This is a genomic window from Cupriavidus pauculus (assembly GCF_008801835.1).
GTDB lineage: Bacteria > Pseudomonadota > Gammaproteobacteria > Burkholderiales > Burkholderiaceae > Cupriavidus > Cupriavidus pauculus.
On sequence record NZ_VZOW01000004.1, the window covers coordinates 332,368 to 344,641 of the forward strand.

14 protein-coding genes are annotated in these 12,274 nt (G+C 58.6%); 5 read left to right on the forward strand and 9 right to left on the reverse strand.

Going from position 1 to position 12,274, the window contains the following annotated elements; all coding sequences use genetic code 11:
- Positions 1–169: 169 nt before the first annotated feature.
- Positions 170–802, reverse strand: a complete 633-nt coding sequence (locus tag F7R19_RS07605; protein WP_061957973.1) for a flavin reductase family protein — start codon at positions 800–802, stop codon at positions 170–172.
- A 222-nt stretch (positions 803–1,024) separates the two neighbouring features.
- Here F7R19_RS07605 and F7R19_RS07610 point away from each other — a divergent pair, with 222 nt between their 5' ends.
- Positions 1,025–1,279, forward strand: a complete 255-nt coding sequence (locus tag F7R19_RS07610; protein WP_150979845.1) for a hypothetical protein — start codon at positions 1,025–1,027, stop codon at positions 1,277–1,279.
- 167 nt (positions 1,280–1,446) lie between these two features.
- Here the strand turns inward: F7R19_RS07610 and F7R19_RS07615 are convergent, their stop codons facing one another.
- The 6 genes from F7R19_RS07615 to F7R19_RS07640 form a co-directional block, all read right to left on the reverse strand.
- Positions 1,447–1,911: a hypothetical protein gene (locus F7R19_RS07615; protein WP_150979846.1), complete on the reverse strand. Its 465-nt coding sequence runs from the start codon at positions 1,909–1,911 to the stop codon at positions 1,447–1,449.
- 123 nt (positions 1,912–2,034) lie between these two features.
- Entirely contained in the window at positions 2,035–2,580 is a 546-nt protein-coding gene (locus F7R19_RS07620) for a hypothetical protein (protein WP_150979847.1), read from the reverse strand.
- A gap of 148 nt (positions 2,581–2,728) precedes the next feature.
- Positions 2,729–3,415 (reverse strand): hypothetical protein, encoded by a 687-nt coding sequence (locus F7R19_RS07625; protein WP_150979848.1) that lies wholly within the window; start codon positions 3,413–3,415, stop codon positions 2,729–2,731.
- A gap of 270 nt (positions 3,416–3,685) precedes the next feature.
- Positions 3,686–4,027, reverse strand: coding sequence for a hypothetical protein (locus F7R19_RS07630; RefSeq protein WP_150979849.1), 342 nt, complete (start codon positions 4,025–4,027; stop codon positions 3,686–3,688).
- Positions 4,028–5,313: 1,286 nt separating this feature from the next.
- On the reverse strand, positions 5,314–6,594 hold the full coding sequence (locus tag F7R19_RS07635) for an Ig-like domain-containing protein (RefSeq protein ID WP_150979850.1): 1,281 nt from the start codon (positions 6,592–6,594) through the stop codon (positions 5,314–5,316).
- 309 nt (positions 6,595–6,903) lie between these two features.
- Positions 6,904–7,494 (reverse strand): TetR/AcrR family transcriptional regulator, encoded by a 591-nt coding sequence (locus F7R19_RS07640; RefSeq protein ID WP_150979851.1) that lies wholly within the window; start codon positions 7,492–7,494, stop codon positions 6,904–6,906.
- A gap of 134 nt (positions 7,495–7,628) precedes the next feature.
- Between F7R19_RS07640 and F7R19_RS07645 the strand changes: the two genes are divergently transcribed.
- From F7R19_RS07645 to F7R19_RS07655, 4 genes are read left to right on the forward strand one after another with little or no spacing between them, the layout of a single operon-like run.
- Entirely contained in the window at positions 7,629–8,711 is a 1,083-nt protein-coding gene (locus F7R19_RS07645; RefSeq protein ID WP_061960186.1) for an alkene reductase, read from the forward strand.
- Between the two features lie 52 nt (positions 8,712–8,763).
- Positions 8,764–9,552, forward strand: coding sequence for an SDR family NAD(P)-dependent oxidoreductase (locus F7R19_RS07650; protein ID WP_150979852.1), 789 nt, complete (start codon positions 8,764–8,766; stop codon positions 9,550–9,552).
- A 42-nt stretch (positions 9,553–9,594) separates the two neighbouring features.
- Positions 9,595–9,741 (forward strand): hypothetical protein, encoded by a 147-nt coding sequence (locus F7R19_RS29685; RefSeq protein ID WP_170292566.1) that lies wholly within the window; start codon positions 9,595–9,597, stop codon positions 9,739–9,741.
- Positions 9,701–10,702 carry an NADP-dependent oxidoreductase gene (locus F7R19_RS07655; protein ID WP_150979853.1) on the forward strand — a complete coding sequence of 334 codons (1,002 nt, stop codon included), beginning with the start codon at positions 9,701–9,703 and terminating at the stop codon, positions 10,700–10,702. The genes F7R19_RS29685 and F7R19_RS07655 overlap by 41 nt, the downstream gene beginning before the upstream one ends.
- 366 nt (positions 10,703–11,068) lie before the next feature.
- Here the strand turns inward: F7R19_RS07655 and F7R19_RS07660 are convergent, their stop codons facing one another.
- Together F7R19_RS07660 and F7R19_RS07665 are read right to left on the reverse strand one after the other, a co-directional pair.
- A complete protein-coding gene (locus tag F7R19_RS07660; protein WP_150979854.1) occupies positions 11,069–11,284 on the reverse strand; it encodes a hypothetical protein in 216 nt (71 codons plus the stop codon).
- Between the two features lie 147 nt (positions 11,285–11,431).
- Positions 11,432–11,980 carry a hypothetical protein gene (locus F7R19_RS07665; RefSeq protein WP_150979855.1) on the reverse strand — a complete coding sequence of 183 codons (549 nt, stop codon included), beginning with the start codon at positions 11,978–11,980 and terminating at the stop codon, positions 11,432–11,434.
- Positions 11,981–12,274: the final 294 nt, after the last annotated feature.

Here is a 12,274-nt window from a genome sequence, read left to right on the forward strand (position 1 = left end):
ATGATTCACGCCGCCGTCCTCCTTCCTGCTTCGGCGTCGTATGTCCTGAACTATAAGCATTGGAGCCGCGACACGAGTGGTTGTGTCGCGCACATGATGTTCAATATTTTTGAATGTTAGAGCTGGATTGCAAGCACCAGCCTGGTACGAGCGATCAACCCACCCGAATTTATTGCGGAGGATTCACCCGTGGCGGACGCGCGAGATCGAATCGATTTTCTGGTCCGATAAGCGCATAGGCCGATGGGCCGCCTGCACGAAGGATGATGCCCGCGCCGAAGGTGTCGAAGACGCCGTCCTTCAACAGGTCCTGTCGGATGTGAACGGCCACGACTTCGCCAAGCACCAGCCACGTTGGAATTGTCGCGCCTACATGATCGCGGAGCTGAATCACATCAGTGAGCTTGCACTCGAAGTGAGCCGCACTTTCCGCCACGCGCGGAACGGCGACTCGCCGTGACGGAACGGGAGTGAGCCCGGCCAGTTCGAATTCGTCGACCTCATAGGGCGCCATGGCGCAAGTCGCATTCATCTTGTCGGCAAGATCGTGCGTAGTGAGGTTCCACACAAACTCCCCGGTCTCCTGAACGTTGCGCAGGCTGTCCTTCGCCTGGATGCTCGAGAAGCCGATGATCGGCGGATGGTAATTGAAGGCGTTGAAAAAGCTGTAAGGGGCGAGATTGAGCGTGCCGTCGCTGCCGCGCGTGGAGATCCAGCCGATGGGGCGGGGACCGACGATCGCATTGAGCGGATCATGCGGCAATCCGTGGCCTTGCGATGGTTCGTAGTAGTGGTAGTCCATGTCAGTCGTGCAAAGGTGAAAATCGGGAATGTGAAGCAGGGATCGTCAATAGTACGTCCGATCTGCATCAGGCGCTTCGCCAGCATCGGGAACAGGTCAAGCGCCAGCGCAGCCCCTTGGTCACGCCGATCTGCACGATGCGTCCCGTTCAATACAGCCGCCGCGAAATTCCGAGGAGTTCCGCGCTACGATTCCAAATCAACTATTCAACGAGGTGCGTTTATGAGTTCCGCTCAGGACAATCAAGTTGGCGCCTGTGTCTATATTCTGCACATGCTATTGCAGCGGCTGGAATCCCAGCAGCCCGGGATGCTGCTTGAGATGGCAGAGGGCATTGGGGCAGACCAGACTGCAGCGTCCGCGACCGAGCGCGGGAAGAAACTCGATCCAGTCTTTTCAGAGGCGCTGCGGATCGTCAATCTGGCGCGAGCACAGTTGCAGCGCGCCGATCGAAATGGCGCAGACGATGATCGTTAAATGGGCGGGTGCGGCCCAACGCCGAGCACAATTGAGCGTTCCTCCCCGGACCGGTCCGCGTAGGGCAGAAGACGACCCTGAAGGGACGACCAATTTCCCCACAAAGCGGCCGTTCGGGGCGGTTATTTCTCCCCACCTGGTCCAAGCTGAGAGGTAGCCTCCTGATTTCATAGGTACTTGAACTTTGTGATCCTTACTCTGTTATTGAATCGGGCAGCCTTGAACTGAACTGGCTCTGTCGTGTTTGCTGTTGTCCGCTCCATAATCCACGGAATCGGCCGATACGTCATCTTTCGCCCGTTGATAATTAAATCCAAAATTTCGTAATCCTCCACATAGACACGCGTCAAAAAGCGTCCGCGAGTTTGCCACTCCCAATGAGCGGCCACGATTCGCTTTGCTATGACCTCGGCGGTTCCGACCGGACTCTTCACTGCAGCGAAGTTGGCAATCTCGAACAAAGTTCCGGCGATACATGCGAGGATGACCGCGTAGAAGAAGAAAAGCACGCTTGCAGCGCCAATCTGACCGCGACTCAGTGCCGCGAATGGGAGCAAAACAACGTCAAGCAAAGACACACTATGCTCCAGTTTGGATGAAACTGCGTGCAACGCGACGAGTGCCACTCGCACGCAAATTTCCTTTAGGACCTGGCCGTATTGTCAGCAATCAGACTCCGCATTTCGAGAGGCCGCTCCTGGCCGGACTCGGCCCCAGCTGGGCAAGTTGACAGTGGGGCGCTGCTCGCTTGCGTGTTAGCGAAGGCTCGATACGCCGGTCACGTAGTCAATGCAATAGATTGTCTGATTAAAATCCACCACTTCGATATATTCAGGTAGCAGGCGAAAGCCGTTGGAGAATATGTCGGCTCCGGACGATTGCCAGAGTAGATGCCCACGCAATGACAGGCGAGAAACTTCCAGCTCTCCATGCGAAATGAGCGCAGCTCGCCCGCTGTCCCAGTAGACACCAAAGCAGGTCGCGGTATCGACCCGAGTTGCCCAGATCAACCGATGGGGCAACTCCAAAGAGAGGCAGGCCACATGATCACCGACTGCCAGGTAAAGCCTGTCGTCAATCACCAGTGCCGAATGCTCATGCACCGCGGAGCATCCTCCACCAGCACCAACGACCAATACTCTTTCGCCATTTACCTCGACACCGTGGATAGACGTCAGCGAGTCGGCAGAAAGACGTATTTCGAGCGGGTACGAACGGACATTGTCTTGTGACTTGAACGTGTATGTCCCCTCATTAACAATCCTGAGCGAGCCATATTTCGTGTCGATCTTCGTATGCACTTTCGGTACTCGTTTGCTGAGCAGCAGGCTGGGGTCACGGCGCCATTGTCAGCGATCTAGGATCTGCCGTCGACTGGCTGTTCATGGCCAGTTTTGGCCCTCTGCCGATTCAGGTGAAGGCTTCCAGCGCCAAGGGCAACTACCGACATCATGCGATGGAGGTAGCTCTAGTCAACATTCTGCCGAGTTGTAAGGAAACGGGGTCTTCCGCTGAGCGCCCCTCGAGGAATCGATCTAGCTCCCTACGTGCGCCATTAGCATCGCCTATCCTCGCGAGCACGAACGCGAGCGCAATCGGATGCTGGGCGTAGTTGTAGAAGCCCAGGCCTCCATTCGACAGATAGCTTCGCAGCCATTCGAAGGCCCCGACGACATCCTCCACCGAGTTGACTCGTCGCCAAAATTCGTCTGCCCGTGCGATTGCGGCTTCCACGACCGTTGACGATTTCTCTGCAACGAAGCGCTCTCCGCGAATAAGACTGATGTCCAAGTCCCTGTCGCGGGCATCGACGGCAAGATCAAACAACGCAGATTTGTTGGTTCGGTGCCAGCGAACAGAGCTACCCGATACGTGCGGGACAAAGTCAATGGACAGACCCCATCGTGGCGCGATTACACCGCCTTTCCATGCAAGGAACGAAAATATCTGGCGGATTGGTGACTCGTCAAATCGTACCCACTTTAGCGGCGCGACTACCTCGAATCCTCGCGCATTCAGAGCGGCATCGACCACGGGGGAGATGACCCTATGCGCCACCTCCAAATTCACCGTGTTGAATCCTTCGCTACTGTTCGCATCTTTCCGAAAATGCGCTATCCAATTGCTGATGCTCATCGTCGCAACACCATGAGAGAAATGGAAGGCCACCGTCATCAGTCGGATTAAACGGCGCGCGGGGCAGTGGCTTAGGGCATACATTGTCGACCATCTAGGTCAGAAGGTCGAGCGACTGCTTCTGGCCGGCCTCGGCCCTCGGCCTGCCTTGGGGCAGGGCTTGCCGCCCCCGGAGAAGACTTCCGGACCCTTAGCGGACAGAGGTACTTCCTCGAAGCTGCCATTTGAGAGCGGACGCGCTTTCCGGTGGCCATTAGGTGCTTCGGCCTACTAATTCTCGGCGTCTCCCTCATAAGCTCCCAATCTCTCGTAGACGAAAGCGAAGCGGTCTCCAAGCTCTTGTTGAAGACGGTCGCGCATCACGATCGCGGTCGCCTCAAAGCGCTCGTACTCGTGCGCGTCCCATGGTCCCGCGTCTGGGGGGTATTCCCAGTTGAGCGATAGATCATGCCAAGCAGTCATTTCTGCAAGCTTCCGGCGCGTCTCATCGGCTAGTGGCAGCAAGTCCTCAATTGGACCGACTCCGTATGTGTTGCGCGTTGCGTCGTCTCCCGCCCAAATGCAACCACCGCGCCATTCGAACATGAGCCTGAGTCGATATTTTTCAGTCATCAACAGCTTCGGCAAACAGGCCTTGGCAAGGTTGGTTTGCGAGGTTCTTTGCTACCTTTTGTATCGCTCATTGTCGACGATTTAGGTTCACGGCGGAAAATGGCCGGTCTCCGTCCTCCAAACGCGTGGGAATAAGAGGTGCTTCTGCGGCGATCGAGGCCTCTGATCAACTCAGGTATGGCTTACTTCGACGCTCGCATAGATGACACCTAGAAGCAGAGTTAGCAGCCCTACGGCGATCGCGATCAGGCACCATTTTCGTGTGTGGTGCGTATGCCAGAAATATTCAGCGCTTCGTTTCTCTTCGTTTGTGGAAAAGGTAGCTCGACCGCAGCGCCAAGCCGCGTATTTTTTCGCTTCCTTGCGCTGGGACTCGTTCAGGGCGAACAGCGATGATACTTCGAATAGGCCATAGGCCCCGCCAAAAATCAGGAGTAACCCGATTCCCATTAGTGCGCGTCCCAAAATAGCTCCTGAGAGTTTGATTTTTGCGGCCGTTATCGCACCGAATTTTGAACGCTGAATAGTCTAGCAAAGGGGGTAAGACAATTGCGCCGCCGAAGTGGGGTGTAACGTGCGCGCAACGTTGACGTCAGCGAACTGGACGGCCGCTCCTGGCCGAAGCCGGAAGCTCGCGGCCTCCAGGTCTCGCTGCCCGGCCGGACTTCGGTAGTCGACACACAGCCGTCCCATGGGGTCTACTTGAAAGTGACCGTTGCCATTCTAAAAGCAGCGGCTCCAGCTCGCCAGAAACCTGCGGCACTCTTGATGCCCCTGCCTGGCACTATCCTACGCAGAGCGGAATACGGACAACGCCGTGCACAGGGATCGTCTTCACCTGGCCGCCCTCATGACGATTTCTGACGGCGCGATTTCAAAGCCCGTTGCGCTGCTGGGGACCGTGATAGTTTCGTAGTCCTTACACCCCGGCGACGCGCTTGGGTCTGGCCAAGGCGCTGAACTTTGCCGCCGACGTTTGAGTGGAAGATTCTCCGCTGGTCGTTCGTGGTGTCGTCGATGCATTCGTGCGATAGGTTGCACCGCGCCATCCTCGAGTCCGAATCGTACCCCTCCGCCGCCGCCCCCCCCGCGGGGCGCTACCCGTTCCACAAAGGTGTTGGTAAACGGTCGCGGGGCACCTGAAATCCCTTGGATGCATTAGCTTCAAAGGGATTTCCTTTTTTGGCGGGGAAATTTCCGTCAGAACAGACCGAGATATCCCTCCGTCACACCGCCAAAGCAACCTTACCTCTAGTTTTGACCTGTATGGATTTCCCGGGGGCGCGTCATGGCAGCGTGACTGTCGTTGAACTCAGGATAGGGCCGCGGCCCGCCGGAGTGCAGGAGAGCGTCAGATTATAAGTACCAGGGGTCGGCGCATTTGATAAAAACATATTGCCGGTCGCACCGACATACGTCAGTGCGCTGCCAACCGGCATTGGGCCGGGGCTCTGAAACAAGGCACAAGGGACCGCGGGCGAAAGGTCGTCGCTGGTGTGGTACAGCCGAAGGTTCCAGTTTGGGCCGCTAACGGTCAGTGGTGTCACTACGGTGTACGCCGGGACCTGCGAGAGAGCTAAAGACGCGGGGGGAGCGGACACCGTGCTGCCTGGGCCGACAGCCGTCACCTTGACTAGGAAGCTGAACGTCACTTCAGCCAAGTCTTGTGCCGACTGATCTGCGTAGCTCGAGATGACGGTGGCGGAGGGCCCCCCGGAGGAGCCGATGCTGAGATTCGAGGCCCCCAACGTTGCCCACTGCCAGTTGCTGAACTGGCTTGTGACGTCGAGTCCGTCGCTGCGCATTACGGTTGCTGTCACGACAGCCGGCCGGTCGCTGGACACTTTGGTGGATGTCGCTGACAGGGATATGTTGTAGACATAGTGCGGCAATGCCGTCACCGCAATCTGCCCAGTGACTGTGCTGCCATCCGGAGCCACGGCCGTTACCGTGATGCTGGCGGACGCGGCGGTAGTTGCAGAACTGTTTGTGGCAGTCAGCGTCGCGCTGGCGCCCGTGGGGTTGGGCGTCACCACAGCGACATCGCTACTCACCCAGGTCCAGCCGGTGGCCTGTGCCGTTACGTCCGAGCCATCGCTGCCCAACACCGTGACGCTCGCCGTGGTCGGCTGGTTATATTGCAAGTTCAGCGTGGGATTGGCTGATACCACGTTGTACGTGACTGCGGGCAGCGTGACCGCGACGGTGGCCTGCTGACTCAGCGCGCTGCCGTCGGGCGCGGTAGCGCTGGCTGTGACACGTGCGGTGCCGGCGGCGATGCCCGTCACCACGCCCGCCGCATCGACTCTCGCCACGCCAGCGGCATCGCTCGCATAGGTAATCTGGGGATTGGCCACGGTGCGCCCCTCGCTGTCGACTAGAGTGCCCGTCAGCGGTACCGTGTGGCCAACTGCCACGTTGGCAGTTGTCGGTGTCAGGCCGAGACGATAGGTCAACGTGTGGGCCGCCACCGGGCTGTCGGTGTGATCTTCGCCCGAATTGCACCCTGGAAGAAGGAAGAAGCAGAGCGCGGCGGCCCACCACGCTCGAATGGCTTGTCGATTCATGTTCCGACCTCTCTTATTATTTTTGCTTGGCTTGGGTCGGAACCTATATGACCTTGGCGATTCTGGCCATACCTCAATTGTGGGAAGGGTTCCAGTCGCCAAGCCCTCGCCATCGCATGAGCCCGGGTCCTATTCGGCTCCATGCCAATGGGCCGGTCGTCCCGCCATGGAGTTGTCTCTGCGCAGGTTGTGCCCGCCTATCTGGCCTTCTTTATCGTCCTGGCTGCCAGCTTGCCGCCGTCGCCACTGTCGCCACTGGTGTTCTGGCGATCGGCCGGTTGCTGAATGCCAGAAGTGCGCCAGTCATGTTTAAGAAGTGTTTGCTGTTGTGGACACGTCCAGTGACGCGAGGATCGCGTCGCGGCAAACCGCCAGGATTTCGTCGGCCAGCGGCGAGTCGTCCGGACAGGCCCGAGACATGACGATGGCGCCCACCGCGTGCGCCAGTGTGTCGAGGGACCGGGCTCGTGCCCGACCCGGATCGCCTCCGTCCGAATCAATGTCCGTGGGCATCAGCGCACCAAGCAGGCTCTCAATGCCAGCCGCGAACGCGGCCCGAACCGCTTCTGGTTGACGCGCGGCATCCCCGCCTAGTGCGGCCATCGTGCAACCGGTTGCGCGGGTATCGCGGTGCTCGCGAGAAAGATAATACTGCACGAACTCCGGGGCGTTTACACCCTCGCTTAGTGCCACCGTCTGCGCGATGCCGCAGGCCGCCGATTCCGCCATCAGGTCGGCCTTGGAGTTGAACTGTCTGTAAAACCCGCCGTGGGTGAAGCCGGCGGCGGCCATCAGATCGGCAACCCCAACCCCGTCGTAGCCACGTTCCCGAAAAACCTTCGACGCCGTCGCGACGACGTGCTCCCGGTTGGCTTGTGCTTGTGCCTTGGTGATCTTCATTTGCTGGCCACGGTGGTGGGTTCGTGACTGTGAAGGCTTCATTCTACATTGATGTTAGTCGTCATCAAAATCTTGACAGTTATGATTATGATCGTCATTATTGATTGCGATTTCAACGCGAAGGCTAACGCGACATGACTGAAAAGACGCTTTTCGAGCCCTACACCCTTGGGCGCCTGACACTCGCCAATCGTTTTGTCATGGCGCCGCTGACCCGCAATCGTGCAGGCGCGGGGCTGGTACCCAGCGAGCTGGCTGCGATCTACTACGCCCAGCGTGCCTCGGCCGGCCTGATCATCTCGGAGGCCACTCAGGTGTCGGCCCAGGCTCAGGGCTATCAGGACACCCCGGGCCTGTACACGCCTGAGCAAATCGCCGGCTGGCGCAAGGTCACCGAGGCTGTACATGCCAAGGGGGGGCGCATCTTCGCGCAACTCTGGCACGTCGGCCGTGTTTCGCACGTCGATGTCCAGCCTGACGGCGCTGCGCCGGTCGCACCGTCGGCCATCCGCGCGGCGACGAAGACCTTTGTCAACAACGGTTTTGTCGACGTATCGCAGCCGCGCGCCCTCGAACTCAACGAACTACCGGGCATCGTTGGCGACTTTCGTCAAGCCGCAGCCAATGCAATGGCTGCAGGCTTCGACGGCGTGGAGATCCACGGTGCCAACGGCTATCTGCTGGAGCAGTTCATCAAAGATGGGGCCAACCAGCGCACTGACGCCTACGGCGGCACGATCGAGAACCGCGCGCGCCTGTTGTTGGAAGTCGTCGCGGCAGTGGTGGCGGAAATCGGCGCCGACCGAACCGGTGTGCGCATCTCGCCTGTGTCACCGGCAAATGGCATTTCGAGCAGCGACCCTCAGCCGCAGTACGACTACATCGCCGGGCAGCTCAGCGCGCTGGGCATCGTCTACCTGCACGTGGTCGAGGGCGCGACCGGCGGCCCGCGCGATGTCGCACCTTTTGACTACGATGCGCTGCGCCGCCGCTTCAGGCAAACCTACTTGGCCAACAACGGCTACGACCTCGAACTCGCCACGGCCAGGCTCAATGAGGGCAAGGCAGACCTGTTCGCTTTCGGGCGTGCCTTCATCAGTAACCCCGACCTGGTCAAACGCCTGAAGACCGGCGCCCCGCTGGCCCAGCCCGACTTGGCCACACTCTATGGCGGCGGCGCTGCGGGCTACACCGACTACCCATCCATCACCGTCTAAGGCGCGCGCTGCTTGCGTGCACGTTCGAACTGCCTTGAAAAGGAAATTATTGATGACCACGCTTCCGACTGTTCTCGTCACCGGCGCCTCCTCCGGCATCGGCGCCACCTACGCCGAGCGTTTCGCCCGCCGTGGCCACGACCTCGTGCTAGTTGCACGCGACAAGGCACGCCTAAATACGCTGGCCGCACGGCTGCATGAAGAAAGTGGGGTGGCCGTGGAAGTTCTGCAGGCCGACCTCACTCAGCCCGCCGACCTTGGAGCGGTCGAGACTCGTCTACGCGAGGATAGTCGGATAGGCATCCTGATCAACAACGCCGGGATGGCTCAGTCGGGCAGCTTCGTGCAGCAGACCGCCGAGGGCATTGAACGCCTGATCGCGCTAAATACCACGGCGCTTACACGGCTTGCCGCCGCCGCCGCTCCGCGCTTCCTGGAGTCGGGTACCGGCGCAATCGTCAACATCGGCTCGGTGGTCGGTTTCGCGCCCGAGTTCGGCATGTCGATTTACGGCGCCACCAAGGCGTTTGTGCTGTTTCTGTCGCAGGGATTGAACCTCGAGTTGTCGCCCGGCGGCGTCTACGTGCAGGCGGTGCTCCCGGCAGCGACCCGCACGGAAATATGGGGGCGCGCCGGCATCGATGTCAATGCGCTTCCCGAGGTGATGGAAGTCGGCGAACTGGTTGATGCGGCACTGGTCGGCTTCGATCGCCGCGAACTCGTGACTATCCCGCCGTTGCATGTAGCGGCGCGCTGGGACGCATTGGATGGCGCGCGTCAAGGGCTCATATCGGACATTCGACAAGCCCAGGCGGCCGAACGCTATCGGCCCGAAGTCTGACCGCCACAATGACCGGGGCGTCATCCCCGACGAGAATCGACCATGGTCATCTACGAAGACGCTGGGCACGGCGGCATCTTTCAATATCACGCCGACTTCGTGTCGAAGGCTCTGGCGTTCCTGGCAGCGCCCTACCTTTTAGAGCAACATGCAAGCACTCACATTCAAACGCTATGGCAGATCACCTGAGATCGGGTTCGCCGACGTTCCGCGCCCCACGTTAAAGGCGGACGAGTTGCTGGTGCAGGTCCACGCGGCCGGATTGAACCCAATCGACAACATGATTCCGGCGGGTACGTTCAGGCCCGTCCTGAAGTTCGAATTGCCGGCCACGCTAGGCAGCGATATTGCCGGCGTGGTGGTTGAGGTTGGCAGTCGTGTGACGCGCTTCAAGCCTGGCGATGCCGTTTTTGCCAGCCTCTTCGATCTTGGCAGAGGGTCGATCGCCGAATTCGCGGCGGTGCCGGAAAGCGTTGCCGCACCGAAGCCGGCGAAGCTCGACTTTGTGCAGGCCGCCTCCGTTCCGATGGTTGGCCTTACCTCGTGGCAAGCATTGAAGGAGCGTGCCAAGGTTCGAGCTGGCCACAAGGTGTTCATCCCTGCGGGGTCGGGCGGCATCGGTACGTTCGCGATCCAGCTAGCAAAGTACCTCGGTGCCAAGGTAGGAACGACTACCAGCACGGGTAATGTCCCACTGGTCACCACGCTGGGCGCAGACGAGGTGGTTGATTATAAAAAGGAGAACTTCGAAAAAGTGCTGCGGGGCTACGACGTGGTGATCGGTACACTGCGGGGCGATGCGATCGAGAAAGCCATCGGCATTCTCAAACCAGGGAGCAAGGTTGTCTCGCTCATCGGTCCATTGGACGCAGCCTTCGCACGCGCACGAGGCCTGAATTTCTTTCTAAGATTCGTGTTCGGCTTGATGAGCCGAAAAATCATGCGCCTTGCAAGAAAACGGGACGTCACTTACTCATTTCTATTCGTCCGTTCCGACGGCGCCCAGCTCGCCGAAATTGGAGGACTGCTCGAGTCGGAACATATTCGTCCGGTGATCGACAGGGTTTTTCCGTTCGAGCAAGCAAAGGAAGCGCTTGAATACTTGGCCCAGGGACGCGCGAAGGGCAAGGTCGTCGTGAAGATCAAGTGATTGGCCAACCGGTTGCTGTGCAGGAGCTTGCCCTAGCGACTGAAGACGCGGGTGACTAGGTCAAGGCTCAGGGAGAACCGGATGGCCGGTTAGAGGTAGAGCCGACGACGCCCGAACGTCCGACCAAAAGCGCGGGCGAATGACGCTTGTTGGCCGGATAGCTGTCTGTGGCGCCAGTGCCATGCCAGTTTCCACTGCAGTAGGGGGGCGATGTCTCAGTTCGGCCAGTCTCGGTCGTTGCACTTTGATCAGTGAACGTCTGCTCTACGAGCGTGAACCGACGCTGATTTGGCTTTTGTTGATTGGCCCTGATGGCGCCGCTCGCGCGAAGTCGCCTAGCGTCAAGCGTCAGCACCGGCCAACCCCTTAATCTTTCATCGGATGGTATTTGCCCCATCCGAAATAATCGTTATAGATTTGCGCGGCCTCGTCGTAGGTTTCGGCATCGAAGGTCTTCAGTAACACCGGCTTACCTTCGAACAAGTGGGCTTGCGTTTCGAACTGTCCCTTTTCGATAAGAGCGTTGTGTCCGCTTCCATCGGCGTCCGAAATTGCTTGCCAAATCTCATATGTTTTGGTCATCCTGTTCCCCTTTATTGTAAGGGTAGCCCGAGGGCAAAGAGCGGTAGACTCGGACATTGACATCCGTCCGGCGAGCGCCCACTGTGCAAAAACGAACCGCCGCTGCCGGCAACGATTACCATCGCAAGTGCGCGACACATCCGCCTACTAGCCTTGTCGATCAAGAAACGGATTGAGGTGCATCGCGGTGATAAAGGAAACGAGGTTGGTGAGGAGAAGATCGATAGCTAGAAGAGCGGCCATTGCGCTTTCAAGTACGTCAGCGTCAATGAGCATCTGAAGAATTATCTTCAATGCCGCGCACCATTGGTTGACCCACTCAGTAGCCTCCGTATCGCGCATACTGAGCTTTCCGACACCTCGCGTAAGTGCGGCAACTACGGACTTTGGGAAGGCTTCGTACATCGAAGCTACGCTACACTCCGCAGGCCAGGAGACGTGCATAATGTATGTGGAATCTTCGCTTCGATCGCTTGGGATTCCTGGAGCCAGGATAACGAGCAGATCGTTTTCAACGCTACTCAACAGATCATAGAGAACGAACCCATCATCAGGGCCAGCTTCTACTCTATCCATGATCTCTTTTACATAGCTAAGCCGTTGGCGAAGCGAAGTTATGTGGCTGTCTGTTCGCTCGAGCGCCGGAGAACGCAAGTACTCCGTGAGCACAGGAGGCAAAGGAAACAAGTCATCCATATTCGTCATCTCAATACAAGATTGGAACGTCTCGGTTGGCCTGGTACTCCCACTCTGGAAGCTCCAAGGGCCATGCTACGCAATAGAGTTTGACACGGCGAATAGCGTCGCGCAGCCTGCTTTGTTTTTCGATTACAGATTTTCTGTGACGTGGATCTGACCCGTTAGTGAACCGCCCCGGGTTTAGTGGAGGCTCCACTCTTTGAGAGAATGGAGCCATGAGCAAGCAAACCAAGTTTTCCCCCGAGGTCCGAGAGCGGGCCGTACGTCTGGTGCAAGAACAGCGCAGCGAAC